The 24,311-nt window shown below is 24.9% G+C and carries 31 protein-coding genes; 3 read left to right on the top strand and 28 right to left on the bottom strand.

The window, feature by feature from the left end; genetic code table 11:
* Positions 1–65: 65 nt before the first annotated feature.
* The 9 genes from T523_RS06855 to T523_RS06815 form a co-directional block, all read right to left on the bottom strand.
* Positions 66–572, bottom strand: a complete 507-nt coding sequence (locus tag T523_RS06855; RefSeq protein ID WP_042708204.1) for a flavoprotein — start codon at positions 570–572, stop codon at positions 66–68.
* A 67-nt stretch (positions 573–639) separates the two neighbouring features.
* Positions 640–1,200 carry a hypothetical protein gene (locus T523_RS06850; protein WP_052334674.1) on the bottom strand — a complete coding sequence of 187 codons (561 nt, stop codon included), beginning with the start codon at positions 1,198–1,200 and terminating at the stop codon, positions 640–642.
* A gap of 50 nt (positions 1,201–1,250) precedes the next feature.
* Positions 1,251–1,976: a hypothetical protein gene (locus tag T523_RS06845; protein ID WP_156929610.1), complete on the bottom strand. Its 726-nt coding sequence runs from the start codon at positions 1,974–1,976 to the stop codon at positions 1,251–1,253.
* Between the two features lie 274 nt (positions 1,977–2,250).
* The gene (gene pheA / locus T523_RS06840; protein WP_042708203.1) at positions 2,251–3,066 is read right to left on the bottom strand and encodes a prephenate dehydratase; all 816 of its coding nucleotides are present in this window, start codon (positions 3,064–3,066) and stop codon (positions 2,251–2,253) included.
* A gap of 72 nt (positions 3,067–3,138) precedes the next feature.
* The gene (locus tag T523_RS06835; RefSeq protein ID WP_042708202.1) at positions 3,139–3,960 is read right to left on the bottom strand and encodes a CBS domain-containing protein; all 822 of its coding nucleotides are present in this window, start codon (positions 3,958–3,960) and stop codon (positions 3,139–3,141) included.
* 88 nt (positions 3,961–4,048) lie between these two features.
* Entirely contained in the window at positions 4,049–4,993 is a 945-nt protein-coding gene (locus tag T523_RS06830; protein WP_042708201.1) for a CBS domain-containing protein, read from the bottom strand.
* A 375-nt stretch (positions 4,994–5,368) separates the two neighbouring features.
* On the bottom strand, positions 5,369–6,070 hold the full coding sequence (locus T523_RS06825; protein ID WP_052334672.1) for a 7-carboxy-7-deazaguanine synthase QueE: 702 nt from the start codon (positions 6,068–6,070) through the stop codon (positions 5,369–5,371).
* A gap of 8 nt (positions 6,071–6,078) precedes the next feature.
* Entirely contained in the window at positions 6,079–6,594 is a 516-nt protein-coding gene (locus T523_RS06820; protein ID WP_042708200.1) for a 6-carboxytetrahydropterin synthase, read from the bottom strand.
* Between the two features lie 325 nt (positions 6,595–6,919).
* The gene (locus tag T523_RS06815) at positions 6,920–7,513 is read right to left on the bottom strand and encodes a DUF366 family protein (protein ID WP_042708199.1); all 594 of its coding nucleotides are present in this window, start codon (positions 7,511–7,513) and stop codon (positions 6,920–6,922) included.
* Between the two features lie 455 nt (positions 7,514–7,968).
* On the opposite strand from T523_RS06815, the gene T523_RS06810 reads away from it, so the two are divergent.
* Positions 7,969–9,039 (top strand): DNA polymerase subunit beta, encoded by a 1,071-nt coding sequence (locus tag T523_RS06810; protein WP_042708198.1) that lies wholly within the window; start codon positions 7,969–7,971, stop codon positions 9,037–9,039.
* Between the two features lie 437 nt (positions 9,040–9,476).
* Entirely contained in the window at positions 9,477–10,304 is an 828-nt protein-coding gene (locus tag T523_RS09055) for a CRISPR-associated protein Cas4 (RefSeq protein ID WP_042708197.1), read from the top strand.
* 13 nt (positions 10,305–10,317) lie between these two features.
* On the opposite strand, the gene T523_RS06800 is transcribed toward T523_RS09055, so the two are convergent.
* The 19 genes from T523_RS06800 to T523_RS06715 form a co-directional block, all read right to left on the bottom strand.
* Positions 10,318–10,980 (bottom strand): DUF5612 domain-containing protein, encoded by a 663-nt coding sequence (locus tag T523_RS06800; RefSeq protein ID WP_042708196.1) that lies wholly within the window; start codon positions 10,978–10,980, stop codon positions 10,318–10,320.
* Positions 10,981–11,082: 102 nt separating this feature from the next.
* Positions 11,083–11,343 (bottom strand): energy-converting hydrogenase B subunit P, encoded by a 261-nt coding sequence (locus T523_RS06795; RefSeq protein ID WP_042708195.1) that lies wholly within the window; start codon positions 11,341–11,343, stop codon positions 11,083–11,085.
* A 10-nt stretch (positions 11,344–11,353) separates the two neighbouring features.
* On the bottom strand, positions 11,354–12,355 hold the full coding sequence (locus T523_RS06790) for a respiratory chain complex I subunit 1 family protein (protein WP_042708194.1): 1,002 nt from the start codon (positions 12,353–12,355) through the stop codon (positions 11,354–11,356).
* 10 nt (positions 12,356–12,365) lie between these two features.
* Complete coding sequence (locus T523_RS06785; protein WP_042708193.1) at positions 12,366–13,499, bottom strand: hydrogenase large subunit; 1,134 nt, start codon at positions 13,497–13,499, stop codon at positions 12,366–12,368.
* A gap of 45 nt (positions 13,500–13,544) precedes the next feature.
* Positions 13,545–13,991 carry an NADH-quinone oxidoreductase subunit B family protein gene (locus T523_RS06780; RefSeq protein WP_042708192.1) on the bottom strand — a complete coding sequence of 149 codons (447 nt, stop codon included), beginning with the start codon at positions 13,989–13,991 and terminating at the stop codon, positions 13,545–13,547.
* 44 nt (positions 13,992–14,035) lie between these two features.
* Positions 14,036–14,524: a 4Fe-4S binding protein gene (locus tag T523_RS06775; RefSeq protein ID WP_042708191.1), complete on the bottom strand. Its 489-nt coding sequence runs from the start codon at positions 14,522–14,524 to the stop codon at positions 14,036–14,038.
* Positions 14,525–15,922, bottom strand: coding sequence for a 4Fe-4S binding protein (locus T523_RS06770; protein WP_042708190.1), 1,398 nt, complete (start codon positions 15,920–15,922; stop codon positions 14,525–14,527). It lies immediately after the preceding gene.
* A 12-nt stretch (positions 15,923–15,934) separates the two neighbouring features.
* A complete protein-coding gene (locus T523_RS06765) occupies positions 15,935–16,201 on the bottom strand; it encodes a hypothetical protein (RefSeq protein ID WP_042708189.1) in 267 nt (88 codons plus the stop codon).
* Complete coding sequence (locus T523_RS06760; RefSeq protein ID WP_042708322.1) at positions 16,194–16,676, bottom strand: MnhB domain-containing protein; 483 nt, start codon at positions 16,674–16,676, stop codon at positions 16,194–16,196. Before T523_RS06760 ends, T523_RS06765 begins: the two co-directional genes overlap by 8 nt.
* 13 nt (positions 16,677–16,689) lie before the next feature.
* Positions 16,690–16,974, bottom strand: a complete 285-nt coding sequence (locus T523_RS06755) for a hypothetical protein (protein ID WP_042708188.1) — start codon at positions 16,972–16,974, stop codon at positions 16,690–16,692.
* Entirely contained in the window at positions 16,974–17,294 is a 321-nt protein-coding gene (locus tag T523_RS06750; RefSeq protein ID WP_042708187.1) for a hypothetical protein, read from the bottom strand. The genes T523_RS06755 and T523_RS06750 overlap by 1 nt, the downstream gene beginning before the upstream one ends.
* Positions 17,291–18,787: an energy conserving hydrogenase EhbF gene (gene ehbF / locus T523_RS06745; protein WP_042708185.1), complete on the bottom strand. Its 1,497-nt coding sequence runs from the start codon at positions 18,785–18,787 to the stop codon at positions 17,291–17,293. The genes T523_RS06750 and ehbF overlap by 4 nt, the downstream gene beginning before the upstream one ends.
* The gene (locus T523_RS06740; protein ID WP_394296276.1) at positions 18,784–19,167 is read right to left on the bottom strand and encodes a cation:proton antiporter subunit C; all 384 of its coding nucleotides are present in this window, start codon (positions 19,165–19,167) and stop codon (positions 18,784–18,786) included. Before T523_RS06740 ends, ehbF begins: the two co-directional genes overlap by 4 nt.
* A gap of 4 nt (positions 19,168–19,171) precedes the next feature.
* On the bottom strand, positions 19,172–19,390 hold the full coding sequence (locus tag T523_RS08895) for a DUF4040 domain-containing protein (RefSeq protein WP_084486464.1): 219 nt from the start codon (positions 19,388–19,390) through the stop codon (positions 19,172–19,174).
* A 15-nt stretch (positions 19,391–19,405) separates the two neighbouring features.
* A complete protein-coding gene (locus T523_RS06735; protein WP_042708182.1) occupies positions 19,406–19,708 on the bottom strand; it encodes a monovalent cation/H(+) antiporter subunit G in 303 nt (100 codons plus the stop codon).
* Between the two features lie 3 nt (positions 19,709–19,711).
* A complete protein-coding gene (locus tag T523_RS06730; protein WP_042708181.1) occupies positions 19,712–19,972 on the bottom strand; it encodes a hypothetical protein in 261 nt (86 codons plus the stop codon).
* 33 nt (positions 19,973–20,005) lie between these two features.
* Complete coding sequence (locus T523_RS06725) at positions 20,006–20,320, bottom strand: Na+/H+ antiporter subunit E (protein ID WP_042708180.1); 315 nt, start codon at positions 20,318–20,320, stop codon at positions 20,006–20,008.
* A gap of 503 nt (positions 20,321–20,823) precedes the next feature.
* Positions 20,824–21,546, bottom strand: coding sequence for a metal-dependent hydrolase (locus tag T523_RS06720; RefSeq protein WP_042708179.1), 723 nt, complete (start codon positions 21,544–21,546; stop codon positions 20,824–20,826).
* Positions 21,547–21,679: 133 nt separating this feature from the next.
* Positions 21,680–22,453, bottom strand: coding sequence for a succinylglutamate desuccinylase/aspartoacylase family protein (locus tag T523_RS06715; protein ID WP_052334671.1), 774 nt, complete (start codon positions 22,451–22,453; stop codon positions 21,680–21,682).
* Positions 22,454–23,008: 555 nt separating this feature from the next.
* Between T523_RS06715 and T523_RS06710 the strand changes: the two genes are divergently transcribed.
* A complete protein-coding gene (locus tag T523_RS06710) occupies positions 23,009–24,184 on the top strand; it encodes an argininosuccinate synthase (RefSeq protein WP_042708178.1) in 1,176 nt (391 codons plus the stop codon).
* Positions 24,185–24,311 lie beyond the last annotated feature (127 nt).

The raw sequence follows: 24,311 nt of genomic DNA, 5'->3' as shown, positions 1-24,311 counted from the left end.
TATTCTAGAATAGCTAAATTAAATTTATTTATTTTGGTTTAATCTTAATAATATCTAAATTAAACTTATTTATTTTGATTTATTAATCTTAATGATTCAAGAACAATATTTCCAATATCTGGGAATTTTGCTTTACCTTCAGCCATTTTAGGATCTACAAAATGAATTCCTTCAGATTTAAGTTTATCAAGATTTTCACTAATACCTATATACATTGCATCATGCATTGAAGGAACCATTAATATTGGAGTGTTATGACCATATGCAGCAAGTAAAAGAGCAGTGATTGGAGTATCAGATATTTTATAAGCAAATTTACTAATTGTACTTGCAGTAGCAGGAGCAACTAAAATTAAATCTTCTTGAGAATATTTAACATGCTCAATTTTCCCAGTTAATTTAGTTACTACCTCTTGATTAGTTGCAAATTCCATAGAAATAGGATTAATAATATCACATGCAGCTTCACTCATAAAACATTTAACATCTTGTCCATGTCTTCTTAAATCTCTTGCTAATTGAATTGATTTTGTAGCTGCAATACTACCTGTAACACATAAAACTATAGTCATAATAAAACCTCGTAAAAAAAATAATAGATTTTTTAATATAATTTAAAAAAAAATAAATAAAAAAGAATTATTCAATTTTAATATTATTTATAATATAATTAAAATATTTATTGTAATTTTCAAAACTTTTTTGTGGTGCAGTACATAAAATTACATAAGCTTGTCCATTACTTTCAACCCAAATTGCCCTATGTTCTTTTGCATCTGCATCTTTATCTGAAACATAATCTGCTTCATAACATTCTTTATCTTTAATTGCTGTTGAATTACCTAAGGATATTAATTGATTTGATGAATTAGATAATAAAGAAGTATATGTTTTATTGAAGTATGTATTTAAATTTTGACCATCTAAATCTCTTTTTTCAATATTAACATTAACCTTAGCATTTTTAGAAGAGTCTAATGTTTTAGAATCTGCAATTGCAACAACAGTGTCATTTGTTTGAGATTTAGCCACTACCCAATCAGATGGGAATTTAACAATAACTCCACCTTGAGAAACTGTTTGAACCTCTGTTTGATTACTATTTCCCTTAGCACTACTATCATGACTAGATAAGACAACTGCTGCAGCAACTATTAAAACAATAATAATAATTCCAACAACATAATATGACTTTTTCATAATATTCACCATTTTAAACTAAAAAAATTAAAAATTAATTAATAAAAATATTAATTAGTACTACCTGCACCTGAAGATCCTCCACTAGAAGAACTACCAGAACCATCAGAACTTGAAGAAGAACTAGATCCTCCACTAGAAGAACTACCAGAACCATCAGAACTTGAAGAAGAACCAGATTCTCCACTAGAAGAACCACTAGAATCACTAGTACCTGAAGAAGAACTAGAACTTGTAGAAGTACCTGAAGATACATCAGATGATGAATCAGTACTTGATGAAGTTGAACTTATTGAAGATGAATTTGTAGTACCTACTGTTGTATTGTTAGAAATTTCTGCAGGAAAAGCAGAATCTGTAACAATAGCAGATGCATTTGAAATATTTGTTGCTTTAAAATCAAAGTTCAACATACCAAATCCGATTCCAGCAGTAAATGCAATAATTAAGAAAACAACTGCAATAACACTCCATTTACCACTATTACTTCCATGAGATTTAGGTCTTTGATTATTTGATGATTTTTTAGGATTAACTATGTATTTTTGAACTAATTTTTCATCCTCTAATCTACTTAACTCTGCAGCCCTTTTATCTGGCCTAATACCTTGTGAATATTGATTAGAAGATGGATATTTCTGTTTTCTACCTTGCATGGTTCTAATCCTACTAGAAGCATCAATCTTTTTTAACTTAATCATATATTGTCGTGATAACTCCTTATACTTCTCATCAGAAATCTTACCATTTTGATGATCAGCTTTAAGTTCTTTCATGACTTTAATAAGCTTTTCTTTATCTGGATTAATAATACCATCAACCTAATTTTTAAAATTTTAATATTTAATTAAATCTTTAAATTAACCTATATATAATTTTTATTAGATTATTAACATATAAATTTATTATGTTTTTAATATATTTAGAAAAAATAAATCAATAAATAAAAATAATAAAATAATAAAATTAATTTTTAAAAATATAAATAATTATTTTAATTCAAATTATAATAAAAAATATAAACAATAACTAAAAAGATAAAATAAAACACTAATAATGTTTAAATACTGGATATGATCCTAAAATCTTAAAAAATGAAGTATCTTTAGAAACTTCCTCTAATACTCTAAATATTTTATCATTTTTTCTATGACCATACAAATCTATAAAAAATATATATTTTCCAAGTCCTTGTTTAGATGGTCTAGATTCTATTTTACTTAAATTAATATGATTATTAGCAAAAATACTTAATATTTCATATAAACCTCCTGGTTTATCATCATATAATGAAAATACTATAGAAGTTTTATCATTAGAACTAGGTCTTGAATCATGATTAGAAATCACAACAAATCGTGTTTCATTATTATCTACATCTTGAATATTTTTTTCTAAAACATTTAAACCATATAATTCTGCTGACTTTAATGTACCTATAGAAGCAGAATGTTCAATATTAGAAATTTTTTTAGATGCTGCAGCAGTACTTAATGTTTGATGAGGTTTAATATTATGTTCTATTAAATAATTATGGCATTGTGCTAAAGCTTGTGGATGAGAAAATACATCAGTAATATCTTCAAGTTTAACACCTTTAGGAGCAAGTAAATTATGATTAATCGGAAATATTATTTCTTTTTCGATTAATAAATCATAAGAATGAACTAATAAATCTAAAGTTATATTTACAGAACCTTCAATAGAATTTTCAATAGGAACAACACCTTTAGAACATTTACCACCAATTACAGCATCCATTACATGATTAATTGAATCACATGTAAGTAAATTATTACTAAGTCTAGATGCTACTTCATGTGTAAAAGTTCCTTCAGGTCCTAAAAAAGCAATGTCTCGAATAATAGAACCTCCAAAAAAAAATGTAAAAAAATAGCTAAATATTAAGAATTAGCTTAATAAATAGCTTAATAAAAACTAGTCACTTTCTAAATCTGCTACAAGAGCAAGTAAATCTGTTTGAGTGATGATACCAATAACTTTATTATTTTCATCAACAACAGGATATCCATTATATCCTGTTTCTAACATTTTATTTGCAACATCAACAATACTTTCATCTTTAGAGACAGTTTCAACATTTCCAGACATTAAATCACTGACATAAAGATTTTTAATTTGTGATTTTTGATATTTATCTGGAGTATGTTTTTTAAAGTCAATTAAACATCTAATGATATCTTTTGATGTAATAATTCCTGCAAGTTCATTATCTTCAGTTACAAGTAATCTACCAATATGATTATCAAGAATAACTCTTCTTGCATGAACTAATCTTTCATCAATAGATACAGAAATAATATCATTAGTCATAATATCTTCAACAGTATATTTTTCATATGCTTTACCAGAACATATTCCAACAAAGTCTGCTTTAGATACTATTCCTACCATAATTCCATCAGATTCAATAGGAACAGAACCAATACCTTTATCAAGCATTATATTAGCTACATCAACTAAGTTCATTGTTTCATCAACAGTAATAACATCTTTTACCATTACAGATGAAATATGTAATGCAGATGGTGAGAGTTTTTCATATTTAGAAGAACCTAATTTTTTTGCAATATCTCTTTCAGATACAATACCTACTAATTCTTTTTCATTATCTTTATTAGTATTAATAACAGGTAATCTAGAAATTTTATTTTTCCTAAATAATTTTAATCCATCTAAAAGATTTTGATCTTTATCGATAGTAATTAAATCTTCAGACATAATGTTTTTAATTTGCATAATTTAGTCCCCTTCTATTTATTAACGTGTTTAATTTTACAATAAAAAAAATAAATTTAAAAATAATAAAATAAGATTATTTAAAAATTTAATTATCATTGATTGCTTTAATAATATCCCTTTCAGTAATTATTCCAACAACTTGATCATGACTAATTACTGGGACACCACCAATATTTTTCTCTTTTAATAATTCAGCGAAATCACCAAGTCTTGTTGTTGGTTCAACAGTTCTTGCACCTTTAGACATTACTTCAGATATTTTAACTTCATCTAATAAGTCAGATGCAACATTTGTATCCATTTGTGAGAAGAATTTTTTATCAACAAAGTATCTTAAAATATCTGTTGAAGTTACAATTCCAATAATTTTATCTCCATGTTCTGGTGCAATTTCATCTTCACTTACAATAGGTAATCTTCTGAAACTATTTCTTACCATAAATTTAGTTGTATAATCTAATGAAGTTCCTGGAGTAATAGTAATTACATCAGAAGACATATAATCATTAACTGTTTCTTTAGTTAAAACTCCTGCAAGTGCTAAAGCGAAATCTCTTTCTGTTACAATACCTACTAATTTATCATCTTTATCAACAATTGGCATTGCACCTACATGGTTATCTACCATAGCTTTAACAGTTTCTTTAATAGTAGCTTTATGATTCATAGTAATTACACCACGAGTCATAATTTCTTTAATAGGCTCATTAATTGCAGCGAGATAATTATCATTACATTTGTATTTAATAATATTGTATTTATCTCCACCACCTAAAAAACTAAGAATATCCATAGTTGTTACAATACCTAATAATTTTTTTGAACCAGGATCTGTAACTGGAATTCTTCTAAATTCGTGTTCTATCATTAAATGTGCTGTATCAATAATAGAGGTAGTAGGAGGTACTGAAATAACATCTTTTGAAACTAATGTCATTACATCTCCATCATGATCAGCTTCTTTTGTTTCACGTTCGATAGATCCTCTGTTTCTTGATTTTTTAAAACTTTTAGTGCTTTTGTCATTCATAGAACACACCTCATATTTTTTTTAAGATAATAAAAAAATATTATACAATAAAAAATCTTAGATTAAATTTTTAAAATTGAATATACCTAAAAAATCGAAAATATAGACAAAATATAAAAATAATACTAAGATTGTATAATATAAAAAACAGAATACTTTTTTTTAATCACCTTTTAACAAATATTATTAAATCTTTAATATATAATAATATTTTCTATATGGTTTTTTGTTTTTATATATACAAACAAATAAAAAATTGAAAAAAACTAAAAAATTTATAAATAATATAATGAAAAATTATAAAAAAAGTAAAAAAATCTATGAAAAAATGAAAAAATGAATAAAAATACAAAGAATATAATAAAAAATATATATTCATTCAATATTCATAAACTTATGTAATTGAGGAATAATTAAAACATCCATATATTTACCTGTAATCTCTGAAAACTTAAATAATTTGTCTTTATCATTTTTCCAAAGTTCAATAGGACTTACTGGCTGAATTATAATTGATAAATTATCTTTTTTATTAATAGCTTTAGATACATTAAAAATTAAATTTTCAAATAATTTCAAATCTAAATTTGGAAATACCACAATTTTACAATAAACATTAATTCCTTTATCTATTAAAAGATTAATAGAATCTATTTCTGAAGATATTATTTTAGAATCAAAAGCATCTTCTAAATTTTCAGGTAATTTAATATCTAGAGAAGCATATTTCAAATTATCAATTTTATTAATTTCTTTAGTTAATATACCATTAGTTTCAAGAAATCCTGGAAAATTTATTTTATCAATAACTTCTTTTATAAAATCAGCATATAAACTAGGTTCACCGCCAGTAAATGAAACAGAATGTAAATCAGGAGTTTTAAGCTCATTAATTTTATTTACAACATAATCAACATTCCTAAGAGTTCCATTTTTAGAAGATTTACTTGCTTCAGTATCACAATAACTACAATTAAGATTACATCCTGCAAATCTTACAAATATTTGTCTTCTACCTACAAGTAAACCTTCACCTTGAATACTTGAAAATATTTCAACAATAGGAGCTTCCAACATAATAAAACCTAATTAATAGTTTTTGTAAACATTGCACCTTGACCAATACCTTCATTAACACATGCAGAAATTGATTTAAGATTACTAGTATTAGAAAGTTTATCATAAATTTTTTCAACAAAATATTCAGATAAAGCTTCTGCAGAAGTATATTTTATAGGAAGAAGTACACAATCTTCTTTAGGAATAGTATAACCTTTATGTTCTATTTTAAATTGAATATTTTTAAAATCATCAAAAGCTTCAATAGATAAATCTTCATCATCAATATCTTTAAAATCCATGTGATTATTGTATATAGGTACTAAAAATCTATGATCAAGACTATTACAAATATCTTTAACAATTGATTTAACCTCTTTAAAATCAACAACAAAGTTGAAATCTCCTGATTTTTCACCTTCTATCTCAATATCAACAAAATAAGAATGACCATGAATAAAACCACAAGATTTATGAGTTGGTATCATATGAGCTGCTGAAAATCTTAAATTAGCATTTATTCCATTAATAATTATTTTCATTTTAAAAACCTCTTAATTAAAATTAATATCTTAAAATATATATTTTTATAGAAATTTAAGTATGATAAATTCTTATATAAAAAATTTATAAGAATTTAAACACTAATAAAAATTACCATATAACTAATTTAAACCCTATAAAAATCTAAACACCACTAAAAAATTACCATATAACTAATTTAAACAAAAAATATCATTAAAATTTAAAATAAGATTAAATTCTAAATTTAATAAAAATTTAAATTAAAATATAATTAAAATACAATATCTAAATTAATTATATAATTAGATTAAATTGATATGTAATTTAAATGAATAAATAAGATTATAAAATTTTAGTTTTACTAATATCTAAATCTAAAGTATTTAATTCATCAATATATGCATCTAAAACTTCATTCATAAAATCACATACATTATCATCATTAAATATTTGATTACCATTAGAATCCTTTATATCAAAAAGGCCAATAGTATCTACATCAACTGGAGTTCCTTCATCACGAATATTAAGGGCAAAATGGATTTTCATAGAACTTATTGATGCAGTGGCAATACATACACTAAGTTTTCTTCCACCAATATAAATATCATCCCCATCTCTATTAGCAATAATACCTTTCTTAGTTAAATGTTCATTAAAAATTAGAATTAATAATCTTTGACGTAAATATGCAATTTTCATATTAGCTGGTTGACAATCAAAGAATTCAGTCATAGTATGAAACATCTCATTTGATTTAATTTCAGTACCAACATCTGCAAAATCCTTAATATTTTCTGGATGAATATTCATAGGTCCTCTCCAAGAAATTATTGAGGAACCTCTTACATTAAATTCCCTAAAAGCCCACATAGGTTCTATTTGACTTCCATCATATGAAAATTTTTCTTGTATATGTTTATGTATAATAGACATATAACCACTCCAATAATTTTTAAAAAGTTTGAATTTTATTATAAAACACTTAATAAAATTTAAAAAAATATAATATGTTAATATATTTATTTCTAATAAAATAAAATATTAACATTTCTAGTTTTGTTGAAATTTTTAGAATAAACATTTTTAATTTTGATTTTAATCTATTAAATATACCTAAATTTTAATAAAAAATAGAATTTTAAAGACTTAATTTTACAAGAAAATCATATCTAAAAATATAAACTAACCACAAAAAACATACTCTTATAAAAAAACCACATCTAAAATATAAATTTAATAGAAAAAATTAGATTAAATTATTTAATAAAACCTAAAAAATTAATAATAAATAAAAAATCAATTAAAAACTTTTAATTAATAATAAATAAGAAATATATTAATAATAAATAAAAATAAATTTAAACTAAATTTTTAAAACAAGTGATGTTATGATAAAAGTAAGAACAAGAGACTTTATACACAGTACTGATGATTTATATTTTGCATCAACAAATTATTTACATCCTGATAATAGGATAATCTGTTTTTTAAGATATATTCCAGATCCAAATGGAGATAGAGAAAAAAACGGAAAAAGATACTCAAAAGTAAATTCAGAAGAAGCTTATAAATATTTAAGAGAAAATTATCCAGAATACTTTTATTACTCTGAAGTCACTAATGTAGAAATGATGGGAGTACCTATTGAAAAAGTAGATGAAATTATAAGACCAGAAAATCGTCTTAAAGAAATTAGAGAAGGTAAAGATACTAAAGTATCTGATGAAACAAGAAATAAATTAATTGATTTATCTGACTTTTTCCATTATATTGCTGGTATTGATTATGAAAATTTAGGTATCTCTGGTTCTACATGTCCAGGACTTCAAAAAACAGAAAGTTCAGATTTAGATTTTGTAGTATATGGACTTGAAAATCATAGAAAAGCAGTGAATACTTTTAAAAAATACCATGATCAAGAAGTAGAAGTAGGAGAAGGAGATTCTAAAAGAAAAATAGTACTAAATCCAATTCAAAATCAATTTTGGGAACGTTTATACCATAAAAGAATCAAAGATGATAGTTTAAGTAAAGAAGAATTTTGTTGGTATGAATCAAGAAAATTCAATAGAGGAGTAATTAGAGGAACATTATTTGATATATTATGTACTAGAAACTTTGATGAAATTGAAGGAGAATGGGAAGATACAATCTATGAACCACAAGGTGTTGCTAAAGTTGAATGTACTATAAGTAATGCACTTGAATTTATGGATAATCCTGCAGTATATGATATAAAAGATGTTAAAGTATTAGAAGGACCTAATGTAAAAATTAGCAAACTTGCTTCATTTACCCATACTTATGCTGGAGAAGTATTTGAAAATGAACATGCAGTAGCTAGAGGTAAACTTGAAAAAGTTATTACTAAGGGAGAAAAACCTAAATATAGAATACTTGTAGGTTCTACAAGAGAATCTTTAGGAGAATACATCAAACTTAAAGAAAGTCCAGTCTAGCATATATAAGGAATATTATATAAACTAATAAATAGAATATCCTATTCTATTTAATTATATTTTTTATTAATTAAATTAATTAAAAAACTTTAAACTAATTTTAATTTATACTATTTTTAATATTATTAAGTAAAAATTATAGATAGAAACTATTTTTATAGAGAAGAAATTCAATTTTTATATAATATAAAAATCATTGTTATAGAAAAATACATTAAATAATAGAAAAACTATTTTTATACAGAAAAAATTCAATTCTTAAACAAAAAACACTATTTTTTTAATCTAAAATATTTTTTAAAGCTAAATAATAGTGTGTAATTAAATATTTTTTTAAAATAAAAGATTATAATAGTTTTATACTTAAATATTTAAATATTATCCAATTTATAATTTAATACAATAATTTCACATCATTAAATATAAGAAGTGATACAATGATTAATTTAAACACAATAAAAACATATATGTATTGTCCTTTAAATTTATATTATCAAAAAAATATTCAAAAAAATGAAGAGAATAAAAGATATAAATTTAATAAAGAGATTAAAGAGTTAAGAATTGATATAAAAGACATTATACAAAAAAATTTAAAAAGAATAAATAAATCTATGACTGTTGAAACTATTGAGGAAGAACTAAATAAAAACATCAAATACTATATAATAACTAGGTTAAATGAAATATTTAAGTACAAAGAATATGATAATGTAGATTTTGAAAAATATAAAGTAGATTTACTTGAAGAAAGTAAATTTAATATTAAATTATTATCAATAAGAGTAAAACGATTCATGATTTTAACAAATAAAAATGGATATGATATAAATAAAATAATATATCCAACATCAATGTATAACTATTTTTTAAGAGATTCACAATTAGATATCAATGGAACCATAGATAAAATAGAAATAATCAAAGGAAAATATTATCCAATAATTTATAAATTTAATACTCCTCCAATACAAGGAGTATGGGATAATGATGCAATTGAAATTGCATGTAATAGTATTTTAATAGAAGAAGAATTTGAAACAGATGTATATGTTGGATTTGTAGAATATCTTAATTTTGCAGAAAGAAGAACTGTTGTAGTAGATGCAAATCTTAGAAAAAGTTTATTTAGAATACTTGATTCTATAAAAAGAATAATAATAAATAATGAAATACCAACAGTAAGATATGAATTAAATAAATGTAAAAAATGTGAATATAAAGAAATTTGTCAAGAAGAATTTACAAATCCTATTGATATGTGATTTTAAGATTAAATTAAAATTTTCTATGATTTTTTTTAAGTATATTATAATCAAAAACTGCAGTATCTGCTATTTGCATTACTGCCATAACACCAGCTTGTATTGGATCAGTTACAACTAAATCAGCAACATCAACAACACTACCAGGCATGTTTAAACTTATAACAGTTAAATCTTTTTGTTTTTTAATTTTTTTAATTTCATCAACGATTCTCCCACCCATTAAAGAACCTGCAAGAACAAGAACACTAACCCTTGGAATTCTAGATAACTCATTAACTGCCTCTGCAATATTATCTTCACCAACAACAGGTAATGTATCAACACTAATTCGTTCACCACGAATATTATGTCTATCTGCTTCTGTAATTGCACCTAAAGCAACTTGAGATACTTGTGCTCCTCCACCATAAATAATAATACGTTTTCCAAATACATCTTCTTGAGATGCATAAATTTCCACAGTTTCAACAGCGTCTAAAGCTTTTAAGTCATTTATTAAAGCATCAATATCAGAAACATTTTCAATTTCTAAATTAATATTTCCTTTAGTATTGTTTTCAACAAAGAGATAAAGATAAACTATATTGATATTATGGTCAGCAATAATATCAGTAATTTTTTCTAAAACTCCCGGTTCTTCTTGAGATTTAATACTTATTGAATAATTAGACATTATATCACGATTTTTAAAAAAATTAATTAATATTATATTATATAAATCAAAATATAAAAAAGAGTATTATAAAATTAAAAAAAAGTTATTGAATAAAAAGAATTATAAATTAGCCTTAATTTTATCTAATTCAGCATGTGCTTTTTTAAACATCATAAGATAATTATCTTCTTCTTTTACAGGAATAACTTCTAAACCTAATTTTCTATGTTCCTCAATCCAAGATTCCTCAAATACAGGAACTTCCATTTTAATAGGTTCAGGTGTTTTATTTACAATTATTAAATTTCTATATGGAAAATTTCTTTCTACAATATATCCACCTAAACTTAAGATATGATAAGGTCTCATTACAAATTTCATTTTTATCACTCTAAACCAAAATTCCTATAACAATTGCAAGAACACCAAGAAGTGTTGAAGAAATTATAATTGGATATAATTGTCTATTAATAAATATTGGTGTAAATGCACTTAAAATTCCAACAATTAATGTGTATATTAAAGCAACAACTATAAACAATATAATATTCCATGAGAAAATATTAAGAGGGAAACCAATGAAAAATATTGTAAATAATGCAGCTAATGTAAACATTAATAAACCTTTAGTCCAATAAATAACTGAACGATAACCTGCAGAATATTCCATATATGGTCCTTGAATAACATCAGATTCTGCTTCAATTATATTAAATGGACATTCATTCATTATAACCATAGATCCAATAAAGAACACTATTGCAGCTAAAATACCTGCAGTAGTAAATAAGAAAGGCCCATGAATTTGTTGATATTTAACAATATCTGAAATATAAAGACTTCCAGAACATACAATAGGAACAAACAATGCTAAATATAATGGGAATGAACCATAAGTAATCATTCTAAGAGATCTTTTAGAACTAATATCCTCAATATGAGACCTAATTACATCTTTATGAGCTGCACCTTTAACTAAATCTGGAAACTTCATAGATAATGACATAACAGATTTAGATAAAGCACCCATAAATACATAACTAACCTCTTCTACTTTTAACAATCCAACAATAGCAATAATATTACTCAATAAGAAAATAGGATACATTTGTGGAGTTAAAAATAATAATATAAATATTATAGCTAAAAAACTAACTAAAGGTAATGATTTATAAATTCCAGGAGCTGGAGAGTTAGGTTCTAAATTCTTTTTAAAAATGAATTTAATTGGTGCTACAATACCTGGAACTGTAAATGGCGGACCAATACGTTGCTGAATTCTTGCATGAACAAATTTTCTTTCAATACCTGGTAAAAATGATCCAATTATGAAACAAACAATTAAAGTGATAATTACTCCAATAATTGAATACAAAACACTTATATCTACCATATTTTTCCCTCTATAAATTTATAATTTCAAAAGCTCTATCTGTACAAGTAAAACATGGATCACATTGTACTATACATAATTGACCATCAGTAATATGATTTCCAATACAAGCATATTGAGTAGCTCCAATATTTGTTAAAGAAGGAGTTCTAATAATAGAACTTCTAACTCGTCCATCTTCTAAAGAATATGAATCATATAATGTTCCTCTTGGAGCTTCAATATAATGTTTTATTATACCACAATCACTCATCTCCCATGACCTATTAACTATAGGGCCATTAGGAAGATTTTTAACAGCTTGTCTTATAATCTTAATTGACTCAAAACATTCTAATGCCCTTACTAAAAGATTAGATTTTACATCACAACCATCAAGACATACAACATCAAAATCAAAATCATTATACTGTTCCATCTCAGTTCTTAAATCATGTTCATAACCACATGCACGAATACAAGGTCCAGTAACTTCTAATTTTTTAGCTTGTTTAAGAGATAAAAATCCTACACCTTCAATTCTTGAATTAACCATTGGATCTGCAACAAACCTATCAACGAAGTTTTTAAAATTTTTTTCAAGTGTATCCATACCTTCTTCAAGTTTTTGGATTCTCATATCATTAAGTTCACATCTAGGTCTTACTCCTCCAATAAGAGAGACACCATATTGAACTCTATTTCCTCCAATCATATTAAGTAATTCCATTACAGTTTCCCTAATATAAAAAACTCTCATTGAAAATGTTTCATGCCCTAAAACTTCACAACCATGAGCTAAATATAGTAAGTGACTATGTAATCTCTCAAGTTCACCCATTATAACTCTTATATAATTTGCTCTATCAGGAACATCAACATTTAAACCTTTTTCTGCTACTAATACTGAATTCCATGTATGAATATTAGAACATATTCCACATATCTTTTCAGTTAAAGCATTAGCTTTTTCTACAGGAAGTCCTTCCATAATCCTTTCAACACCTCTATGGTTTACACCAATTGTGATTTCTGCTTCCTGAATAATTTCATCCTCTACAAAAAATCTAACACGATATGGTTCTAAAGCAGCAGGGTGAACAGTACCCATTGGAACTTCTGTCTCAATGAATTGACCTTTACTTGGCTTTTTATCTTCAATCATTTTTAAACTCCCTTAAATTTTTTTAACCATATGAATTAATAATAATTAATCTGCATCTAATAATTTTGGTAAAATTGAAACTACACCAGATAAAATATCTTTTGGCCTTACAGAACATCCTGGAATCTTAGCATCAACAGGAATAATTTTATCAACAGGACCTTCTATTTCTTCAGATGGAATATCTCCATGAATATTTTTATAAACTCCACCCATTAATGCACATGAACCAGCAGCAACAACAATTTTAGGATCAGGTATAGCATTGTAAATTTTAATTAACGGATTTTTATTTAAATGAGTAACAGGACCAGTTACAACTAAAACATCTGCTTCACGAGGATTCCATGTTAAAAATACTTTATACTGCTCTGCATCAAATTTTGGTGAAAGTATAGAATTAACTATTTCAATATCACAACCATTACATCCACCAGTATAAACTAGCATAACATGTATAGCTCTTGCTCTTGAATATGTTTTTAAACTCATAACAACCTTCCTATAACAATAATTTTAATAAATAATAATCAATTTTATTTTTTTTCATGATTTTTAATAATAGTTTTATCAGATAAATATTGTGATATAAATTGAATTTTATCTTCAGGTATCCTAAATGGTTTTTCAATTAAATCTTTAGGTGAAGTACTGAATTCTCCAACAGAATTAGGATGTATTGATGCAGGTAATCCAAACAATGCATAAATTGGACAAAAATCATGACACCAATAACATACAACACATTTACTTGAATCTAATTCTGGAATTTCTTTTTTAACCCAACCATCAGCTAACCATTCAGCTTGACTTAATTTTTTCATAGTAATAGCTCCAGTAGGGCAAACATTAGCACAACCTCCACAACCAATACAAGAATCAACATCAACTTTTGTTTCAGGTTTAACATTACCATTTAAGATATCTTCCCTTAACTTCATATCAGTTACTCTATCTGAAGCAAAGAAAATTCTTTTAATGTTAGAAAAAGCACCTTCTAACATTATTCTAATCAAATTTTTCATTTAAAACACCTGATTTTTATTAACAAAACTTCTATCAAATATAATTGCTTTTGATGTACAAATATTGTAACATGCTCCACAATAAATACATTTATCCTCATCAACAGATACACTATCTCCATTATCAACAATAGCCCCTTCTGGACAAATATCATAACACAATTTACAATAAATACAAGATTTAGGATCAATTTGATTAAATCCATCGAGAACTTCTTTTTTAGCAAGAGTAGTTGTTTTAATTGCATCTTTAGGACAATATATCCCACAGGTTTCACATAAAATACAATTATCTAAATCAACAAGAATTCCATCTTTAGTAAGAGTGATTAAATCATGAGGACATACTTCTGCACAAGTACCACAACGAATACAATCATCAGATACTGAACCATCCCATTCTACAGTAGTGAAATAACGTGCATCTTGATTACAAACATTAATACAATTTCCACATAATACACAATAACCTTCAAGTAAAGAATCTTTAATTATTCCATTAATATTAACACTTTCATTATTTAAATGTAAAGTAGAAACTGGACATTTTTTAATAGCTTCATCAAAATCACAAGAATCAAAATCTTTACTAGGATCAAAGACTAATTTATTATTGATTTTAACTAAGGAATCTCCTTCTACTAATTCTTCACATAATCCACAGTTTAAACAAGATACAATTGATCCATCATTTTTCTCTTGATTTAATTTAACAATGTTTATTTTAAAATCTTCAAATTTAATAGCATGACTTGGACAAGATTTAAGACATTTTAAACATTTACTACAAGTATCATGATTTATTATTCCATTTTTTATTGAATTAGTAGGACAAACATCCTCACATACACCACAATTATTACAGATACCTTCAGACTTGTCAATAGTAACATTAATTGCATTAGTTGGACAGTAATAATCACATCGACCACATAAAATACAATCATCAATATTAGTATTTATAGAAAGCCGTGAAACTGTTTTATTATTAAAAATTGTTGGAGTATTCATCTCAGGAAGTTCAACACCAAAAGATTTTAAATAATTTAATTGTTTAGTTTTAAATAAAGTAAAACCATCAATTCTAGCACCATTTGGACAAGAATCTACACAAGCACCACAACGAGCACAAATTCCTTTAACAACACCATCTTCTGTAATTTCAATATTGTTTATAGGACAATTATATTGGCAAATTCCACAACCATTACACTTTGCTCTATCAACTACAAATCCACCATATCTATTTTTATAAATAGCATCATTTGGACAAGAACGATAACAAGCACCACAAGTAATACAACTAAATGCCCTACCATTTACTAAATGTATAGCTTCAGTAGGACAACGTTTAATACACTCTCCAGTTCCATCACATTTATTTGTAGATAAAAACATAATCATACTTCCTTAATCAGTATTTTTTCCTGAATTAGAATTTTTTTTCCTTCCAAAGATTAAATTTGTAATAACTAAAGCAATAGCTGCAGAAACAAAACCTGTAGCAAATGTAAAGTCGGTATAAAATGGAAATGCTCCTTCTAAATAAGCTACAACTAAGGCTACAATAAATATTACAAGAAGAGAAGTTTTATTAAAATAATTATCTAATCTAAATCTAGATCCAATTATACAACCAAATATAAAACCAAATATTATAGGTCCCCAATTAATCATTTTCTTCCTCCTCTTTCTCATCACTTAAAGATCTAAAAGCCATAAATGCTATTACTATAGCAGTTAAACCTACAAATACTTTTAAACCTACTAAAATATTAAAATATGGAACAATACCTGCATTTGTAACATCAGGATAATGGAAAATATGTACAATATAACTTGGTACTATTGAATAAAAATCAGTACCTACATTATATAAAAATGATCCTCCGAAATATAAACCAACTAATCCTAAAATGACATATCCTAAAGCACCAATAGATTCAATAGTAGATATAAAATCACCAGAGAGTTCAATAGGAGAATTATCTAAACCAAATACTAAAATACATAATATTATACCAGCAGAAATCATTGCTCCACCTTGGAAACCTCCACCAGGAGTTATATGTCCTCCAAGTATAGTTAAAATTCCTGCACAAATAAAGATAAATGAAGCAGGTAATGCAAAGATTTTAAGAATTGGACTCATATCATCATCTTTACTACTCATTTTGGTCATCTCCTTTAAGTCTTCCTCTACCAAATACAAGTAAAACAACTAAAACTGCAGTTACTAAAATTAAAGATTCACCTAAAGTATCATAACCTCTCCAATCAAATACAATTAAAGTAACCATGTTTGGTTCAATTTGAGTTCCAAGGAAATTATAAACTTTACTTATACCCGGAGTAATAATCTTACTAATTTTAAATAATGCATCAAATAATGATACAGAGAAGAGTATAGTTATTACTGATGCTAATACTTTTCTTATAGAATCTGCCATCAGAAACCACCCCAGTAAATTAAACTAACTATAATACCTAATGCCATAATAGTATAAAACATCATTTTATCTAATGAATCATCTTGTTCATCAAATAATTTAATAGATAGAGGTAAATTACTTACAATTAATAATATAAGAACAATTATTACAATACCAGTTAATAATACACTTATATGTCTAAGTAATAAAGCCATAACTAATAATGATGAAATAACAATAAGTTCAGAAGCAATAGCTCCTGAAACATTTTCATTAGTCATATGCTTTTTAGAAAATTTTTCCTTAATAAATTTTAAGAAGTCATCATAATAACTCATATGATTAATCCTCCTAAAGCTTGTGAAATAGGTACAGTTACAATTTCAGGATATAATCCTAAAATTAAACACATAATTGTTAAAACTGCAACTGAAAAGATTAAAGATTTAGGGATAGTATCATGTACAAATTCTAAATCTTTAGGTTGTGGTTTTAAATAGATTCCATGTATTGCTTTTACAAATACAAAGAATGTTGCAATACTTATTAATATAGCAATAACTGCAATTTCTGGATATCCTGCAAGTAAAGCAGCATGAATAATCATAAATTTACTTCTGAATCCATTAAATGGAGGAACACCTGCCATTGCAAAACCACCAAGTAAAACCATAATTGCCATAGATTCACTTTTAGAAATTAATCCTCCAAGTTTTCTAGTGTTTGAAGTATTAGTTAAATATACAACAGAACCAAAACCAAGGAATAATAATGCAGTAACAATCATTTCATTAACACCTTGGAATAATCCTGCAGTCATAGAGAATTTTGTTCCTAAACCAAATCCAAGTCCAACAAATCCTAATTCCCCAACAGATAAATATGCAATCATTCTCCTAAAGTCTGTTTGCATAACTGCCATTGAAACTCCAAGAATCATTGCAATAATAGAAACAACAAGAATTGCTGCATTAAATATATTAACTGAATAGAAAATTCTAGCCATTGCAACAAGGAAAGCAACTAATGTAAGTAAACTCATTCCTTGAAGAATTGAAGATCCATAAGGTTCAGATTTACTATAAAGTGATGATTTAATTATATGGAATGGTGGGAAACCAGATGCATATAACCAACCAAATAAGATTAATGCAAATGAGAACAATACTACTGCTTTTGAACTTGGAGATTTAATTAATACATTGCTTATTACAAATGCAATATCACTTATATTCACACTACCTGTAATAGCAAGTAAAATTGTAATACCAAGTAATAAAATAGGTCCACCAATTGAACCAATAATCATATATTTTAAAGCAGTTTCATAATTATCTTCTGCTTTTGATGCAATAACAATACCTGTTTGAATTAAAGCTGCAATCTCAAAAAATACATACATATTAAATAAATCATCAGACAACATCATTGCACTAACAGCTGCAGTTCCCATAAATACAAGGAATAAAAATGGTCCAGATGCTTTTTTTTCTGATGTTAAATAGCTAAATACAGATAAAAATACAACAATACACATTATAAATATAAATACTTTAGCTAATGGAGTAAATGAATATGTAATAGCTGGATGCATTGAATATATATTAGTTCCAGTTATATATGATGGTAAACCTGTAATATTTGTATCAATAAGTGGTTTATGTCCACCAAAGAAATGTAAACCATAATTTGCAAATAAAGTAATTATTGGAAGAATAATACCTACAATAAAAGATAAGACCTTAATTGTTTTATTATGTTTTTCAAATAAGTTTATAAGTAAAGCTGCAAATATTGGGAAAATTACCATTAAAGGGATTAAATAATTCATTCTTCATCCCCCATATCATATTTATTATTTAAAATTTTATGAGCACTTAAGCTACCATATTTTTTATATAAAACCATAGTTAAAGCTAACATAACTGCTAAAGTACTTGCTCCAATAACAATACTTGTTAATACAAGTGCTTGAGGTAATGGATAAGCAGCATTCTGTGCAAACCAATTAGCATTCATTCCAGGTAAGAATATAGGAACAACTCCTCCTTCTTTATAAGTTAAACATATAATAAATAAGTTAACTCCTTCTTCAATAAATGAAAGCCCAACTACTTTTTTAATAATATTGTCTATAAAAATAGCTGAAAAAATACCAATGACAATAAGTGCGCCAGCAGTAAATAAACATAATAATTGAGTACTTATTATCATATTATTCACCTTCCATCCTCTGTGTTTTTTTAATAGCTAAAGCAATAAATACAGGAGTAATTGCTCCACCTACAATAGCTTGTGTTAAAGCTACATCTGGAGATAAAAGAATCTGGAATAAAACTGCAATACCAATACCAGAAATACCTGATAAAATTGCTACTTTTAATAAATCTTCTTGTACTAAAGCTAATATACTAGCTACTAAAGTAACAATAATAACTAAAAAAAAACTTCAATCATTATTATCCCCACATTTATTGTTGTTAAGTTCATCCTCACTATAGTAATATGCATTAGCAATAGCATGAGCTACAAAAGGAGTTACTAAAAAGTAAAGAATTGCAATAAGAATTTGATTTAATGCAAGTAATGCTAAAACACACGCCATATCCAATATTCCTAATATATGCAATTTAGCATATTCTACATTATTTAAATCATCATTTAATCTAAGAATACCAATTCCGACAAAGACAATTAAAATAGCAGAAATAATTAATAAAATAGATTGTATATAACTAAGTATTAAAGACATAGTTTAAGTCCTCCTCGCTACAACAGCATAACCTATAGTACCTACAACACCTAAAAATATAATTGCTAGTGCTATATCCTTACAGAAATTAATAGAAAATACTTCACCAATAAGGATTAATAAAACACCCATTGTCAAAGTGATTGCAGAAGTACCAATCAAAGTAGATAAAATACTCCTTTTAGAAGAAAGTCTTAAAGCAACTAACATCATAAATAAAAGTGCTATAATTAAAATATATTCTGAAATTAGTAGTATCTCCATACTATCACATATTATAAGATTTTAAAAAGAAAATTATTCCAACATTTTTTTAATATATTTCTCAAAAGGAATAATATCTTCAGTATCTCTTGGAGCTATAGTTGCAACTTTAATTATTTGATCCTCAGGAATAAGATCAACAGTTAAAGTGCCTGGAGTTAAAGTAATACTGTTTGCTAAAATTGTTTGAGAAACAGTTCTTTCTAAATCAGTATGAATATCAACAACAACAGGTTCAATCATATCTTTATGAATTATCCTAATAAATACATCATAAGTAGCTTTGACAATTTCATACAATAAATCTAAAAAATAGATTATCCCATAATAAACTCTTTTTAAAAACATTTTAAAAAGCCCCAATTAAAAAATTTAAATCATAAAATTTTCATGAATGATAAAATTTTCATGAATTATAGAATAATATATCATGATTATTTATTATAAATCTTTTGATTTAATATGAAAAATTGAAAAACAAAAATAAAATAATTATAAAAAATATTAAAAAATATTTAAAAAAATAAAAAATAAACTAAAATTTTTTAAAAATGAATATATAAATTAAACAAATCCCAAAAAATGATAAATAATTATAAATTATAAAATATTTTTATATTAAATAAAAAACCAAAAATTAAAAAAAGTTTAAAATTTAATAAAATAACTAAATCTTAATAAAAAATCAGAGAAATAAAAAAATAAATTAAAATATAATAAAAAAATCAAAAAACTAAAACAACAAAATTTTTTAACATTTTAAATAAAATAAATAAAAATATTTTATAAAAAACCTTGAGTATTTAAAAACTTAATTAGAAAATTAAAGTATATTTTAAATTTTAAGAGCTCTAGATAAATTTAAAAATATAATAATTAATAAAAAGATATAAAATTCCTCTAAATTTTAAAAAACTTAATATAAACAATATAACCATCATTAAAATACCAAAAGTTTTATAAAATTTCTTATTATATAATGGACTTAAAACTTTAACTCCAGATGAAGAGAAGGAATCAAGAATTATATGAGATAATAAACCTAAAAACAATGCAAATAATAATAAACTATTGTTTAAATTATTAAATGGAAAGACAATATATGATAAAACCAATAATAAAATAAAAATGGAACATAATTCACGATTCAATGAAAATACAGATAAAAATATTAATACAATAATTAGAGACAAAATATAATAATTATTTAAGCTTTTAAATCCAGGAATTAAAAATAATAATTTTGAAGCCATTAATATAATTAGATATAAAATTATACTTATTATAATTGAACCAAATATTGAATGAGTAAATCCTCTATGAGAAGAAAATAAAAATATTAAACCTAATAAACATATTAAAATAGCTAAATTATAAGGTAATTTTAAAATATATAATATTATAAATAAAACTAAACCTACAATTATTAATCTATAAACATTATCTTTTTTTATTTCATGATCATTATCTGGAAAATTAGCTCCAATAAAACATGCCCCAATAAGTAATGGATTTTGAAAAAATAAAAATCCTAAGACAATAGCAAAAACACTATGTAATTTATAAGATGACATTGTACTACCTTAATATTCCTAAATTATTGTTTAATAATTTTAATCATAAATAAATATTAAACTATTATTAAAATAAGAATTAGTAAGAGCATTTGAAAACTAATAAAAATTATATTAAAACAAAAATAATATATTATAAAATTTTAAAATAATCTAAAAAAGAATACATTTGAAACATTGAACGTTTAAAACTATTTTTATTTAAATATCCAAAAGGAGATAAAACTTCTGCAGTAATAGAAGGTATACCAATTAAATTACATTCATCTTCTAAGGCACCTTTAAATTTAGAACCAGCAGTATCATATTTTAATAAATCACAACCTACTCTTCTTGAAACATACTTAGCAATATTATAACTTTCAACTGTAGGACTTAATGTGCAGAATATTGCATCTCTACCAGGATTACTATTAATACTTGTAGAATGGAAATCGCCTACAGCAATAATATTTTCTTTTTTAATTACTTCAAAAATTCTATTAGTAACAGAACCTACATCTAAAGTAGATCTATTTAAATCCATTCCATCAAAAGATCTAGAATTATTCATAGTAGCATTTGGTGCTGCAAATGGAATTAAATAAATAGAACCTTTAATATTCTTATTAATTAAATATTTAATCATATAAAGGCATGCAAGTTGGGAAGGTAACTCATTACCATGAATTCCTGCAACAATCATAACTTTAAAATCACCATTTCCAATTTTAATTAAAGGAGTACCATTTACTGATTCTTTTAAAATTATTTTAAAAAGCTTAGAATTAGGTATTGCATTATAAAGGTTTTTATTATGAGAAATATAACCTCCAGAATTATAACAAGTATTTAATATACTAAGTTTACAATTAGTAGAAGATAATGAATTATCAAAATTTTTTAAATCTATATCATTAAATCCCATACTAAATAAACTCCATTAAACAATAATTAATACAAATAAAAAAATAATCACTTAAATTAGAAAAAATAATATTTTATCTTAGTTAATTATAAATTTTTAAAAGATATTATTTAAATTAATCTAAATGATTTTTTGTAATACAAATGATAATAAAAAATCATACAATTAATGAAATATAAGATTTAAAAATAAAAATGTAATACAAATGATAATAAAAAATCATACAATTAATGAAATATAAGATTTAAAAATAAAAATGTAATACAAATGATAATAAAAAATCATACAATTAATGAAATATAAGATTTAAAAATAAAAATGTAATACAAATGATAATAAAAAATCATACAATTAATGAAATATAAGATTTAAAAATAAAAAAATTACTTAAAAAACATAATAAATAAGTATAAAAAAATAAAATAGTTTAAATTAGATTTATATAATGTTAATAATATATATTAATATAATATAATGAACTTATTTTAAAAAAATATTAAAAAATGATTTCATTTAAATAATTATAAAACTTATTTATTTAATTTAGGTGATTAAATGGAAAAAGTAGTACTTGCATTCAGTGGAGGATTAGACACTACTGTATGTGTAAAATTATTAGAAGAAAAATATAATTATGAAGTTATTACAGCATGTGTAGATGTTGGACAACCTAAAGAAGAGATTGAAAAATCACAAAACTCTGCTGATAAATTAAACAACAGCAAACATTATGTAATTGATGCAAAAGAAGAATTTGCAAATGATTATATATCAAAAGCAATTAAAGCAAATGCAGAATATGAAGGATACCCATTAAGTACTGCACTTGCAAGACCATTAATTGCTATGAAAATTATTGAAGTAGCTAAAAAAGAAGGTGCAACTGCAATTGCTCATGGTTGTACTGGAAAAGGAAATGATCAATTCAGATTTGAAGCTGTAATTAATGCAATGAGTGATTTAAAAGTTATTGCACCAATTAGAGAATTAAATTTAACAAGAACTGAAGAAGTTGCATATGCAAAAGAACACAACCTTCCTCTTAAAAATGATAAAATTTACAGTGTAGATATTAACATTTGGGGAAGATCCATTGAAGGAGATGTTCTTGAAGATCCTGCAAATGAACCACCAGAAGAAATTTATGAATGGACCAAATCTGCAGAAGATGCAAATGATAAACCAGAAAAAGTATCTATTGAATTTGAAGAAGGAATTCCTATTGCAATAAATGGAAAAATGATGCCTTTAGTAGATATCATCAGAGAAGCTAATAAAATAGCTGGAGATAATGGTATTGGTAGAGTAGATACTATTGAAAACAGAATGGTTGGTTTTAAAAGTAGAGAAACTTATGAAGTTCCTGGTGCTAAATTATTAATTGCTGCTCATAAAGCATTAGAAGAATTAGTATTAACTGTAGACGAATTAAGATTTGCAGAATATATGAGTACTTTATATGCAGATTTAGTATACAGAGCTATGTGGCAAGAACCTCTTAGAGATGATCTTGACCAAGCTTTCGATCAAATGCAAAGAAGAGTTAGTGGTAAAGTAGTAATGAAATTATTCAAAGGTTCAATTCAACCACTTACTAGAGAATCACCTTTCAGCTTACATAGTATTGAACAAGTCAGTTTCGAAGATAAAGAAAACGACCAAAAAGAAGTTGAAGGTATGATTAAATACCATAACATTCAAGGTACAAACTATCAAAAACTTAATATGTAGTTAATTTATTAATTTAACTACATACTCTTTTTATTTTAGATATAATAATAAATTATTATTAATAAATAAGCTACTATTTTTTTAATGAAATTTTTATTATAAAATTAGAAAAACTACAACTATTTTT

The organism is Methanobrevibacter wolinii SH (assembly GCF_000621965.1).
In the GTDB taxonomy this organism is placed as follows: domain Archaea; phylum Methanobacteriota; class Methanobacteria; order Methanobacteriales; family Methanobacteriaceae; genus Methanarmilla; species Methanarmilla wolinii.
The sequence above is the reverse complement of the archived record's forward strand: the minus strand, read 5'-3'. Positions and strand labels throughout refer to the sequence as shown.

Excerpts from the sequence above, each read along its gene's own strand:
- T523_RS06785 (WP_042708193.1), bottom strand. The coding sequence starts at position 13,499 with ATGATTGAAGATAAAAAGCCAAGTAAAGGTCAATTCATTGAGACAGAA.
- ehbF (WP_042708185.1), bottom strand. The coding sequence starts at position 18,787 with ATGAATTATTTAATCCCTTTAATGGTAATTTTCCCAATATTTGCAGCT.
- T523_RS06725 (WP_042708180.1), bottom strand. The coding sequence starts at position 20,320 with ATGTTTTTAAAAAGAGTTTATTATGGGATAATCTATTTTTTAGATTTA.
- T523_RS06810 (WP_042708198.1), top strand. The coding sequence starts at position 7,969 with ATGATAAAAGTAAGAACAAGAGACTTTATACACAGTACTGATGATTTA.
- T523_RS06780 (WP_042708192.1), bottom strand. The coding sequence starts at position 13,991 with ATGAGTTTAAAAACATATTCAAGAGCAAGAGCTATACATGTTATGCTA.
- T523_RS06735 (WP_042708182.1), bottom strand. The coding sequence starts at position 19,708 with ATGTCTTTAATACTTAGTTATATACAATCTATTTTATTAATTATTTCT.
- T523_RS06770 (WP_042708190.1), bottom strand. The coding sequence starts at position 15,922 with ATGTTTTTATCTACAAATAAATGTGATGGAACTGGAGAGTGTATTAAA.
- T523_RS06730 (WP_042708181.1), bottom strand. The coding sequence starts at position 19,972 with ATGGAGATACTACTAATTTCAGAATATATTTTAATTATAGCACTTTTA.
- T523_RS06790 (WP_042708194.1), bottom strand. The coding sequence starts at position 12,355 with ATGGTAGATATAAGTGTTTTGTATTCAATTATTGGAGTAATTATCACT.
- T523_RS09055 (WP_042708197.1), top strand. The coding sequence starts at position 9,477 with ATGATTAATTTAAACACAATAAAAACATATATGTATTGTCCTTTAAAT.
- T523_RS06820 (WP_042708200.1), bottom strand. The coding sequence starts at position 6,594 with ATGAAAATAATTATTAATGGAATAAATGCTAATTTAAGATTTTCAGCA.
- T523_RS06825 (WP_052334672.1), bottom strand. The coding sequence starts at position 6,070 with ATGTTGGAAGCTCCTATTGTTGAAATATTTTCAAGTATTCAAGGTGAA.
- T523_RS06830 (WP_042708201.1), bottom strand. The coding sequence starts at position 4,993 with ATGAATGACAAAAGCACTAAAAGTTTTAAAAAATCAAGAAACAGAGGA.
- T523_RS06775 (WP_042708191.1), bottom strand. The coding sequence starts at position 14,524 with ATGAAAAATTTGATTAGAATAATGTTAGAAGGTGCTTTTTCTAACATT.
- T523_RS06800 (WP_042708196.1), bottom strand. The coding sequence starts at position 10,980 with ATGTCTAATTATTCAATAAGTATTAAATCTCAAGAAGAACCGGGAGTT.
- T523_RS06715 (WP_052334671.1), bottom strand. The coding sequence starts at position 22,453 with ATGGGATTTAATGATATAGATTTAAAAAATTTTGATAATTCATTATCT.
- T523_RS06750 (WP_042708187.1), bottom strand. The coding sequence starts at position 17,294 with ATGAGTTATTATGATGACTTCTTAAAATTTATTAAGGAAAAATTTTCT.
- T523_RS06760 (WP_042708322.1), bottom strand. The coding sequence starts at position 16,676 with ATGAGTCCAATTCTTAAAATCTTTGCATTACCTGCTTCATTTATCTTT.
- T523_RS06850 (WP_052334674.1), bottom strand. The coding sequence starts at position 1,200 with ATGAAAAAGTCATATTATGTTGTTGGAATTATTATTATTGTTTTAATA.
- T523_RS06720 (WP_042708179.1), bottom strand. The coding sequence starts at position 21,546 with ATGTCATCTTATAAATTACATAGTGTTTTTGCTATTGTCTTAGGATTT.
- T523_RS06815 (WP_042708199.1), bottom strand. The coding sequence starts at position 7,513 with ATGTCTATTATACATAAACATATACAAGAAAAATTTTCATATGATGGA.
- T523_RS06765 (WP_042708189.1), bottom strand. The coding sequence starts at position 16,201 with ATGATTAATTGGGGACCTATAATATTTGGTTTTATATTTGGTTGTATA.
- T523_RS06710 (WP_042708178.1), top strand. The coding sequence starts at position 23,009 with ATGGAAAAAGTAGTACTTGCATTCAGTGGAGGATTAGACACTACTGTA.
- T523_RS06845 (WP_156929610.1), bottom strand. The coding sequence starts at position 1,976 with ATGAAAGAACTTAAAGCTGATCATCAAAATGGTAAGATTTCTGATGAG.
- T523_RS06755 (WP_042708188.1), bottom strand. The coding sequence starts at position 16,974 with ATGGCAGATTCTATAAGAAAAGTATTAGCATCAGTAATAACTATACTC.
- T523_RS06835 (WP_042708202.1), bottom strand. The coding sequence starts at position 3,960 with ATGCAAATTAAAAACATTATGTCTGAAGATTTAATTACTATCGATAAA.
- T523_RS06855 (WP_042708204.1), bottom strand. The coding sequence starts at position 572 with ATGACTATAGTTTTATGTGTTACAGGTAGTATTGCAGCTACAAAATCA.
- T523_RS06795 (WP_042708195.1), bottom strand. The coding sequence starts at position 11,343 with ATGAAATTTGTAATGAGACCTTATCATATCTTAAGTTTAGGTGGATAT.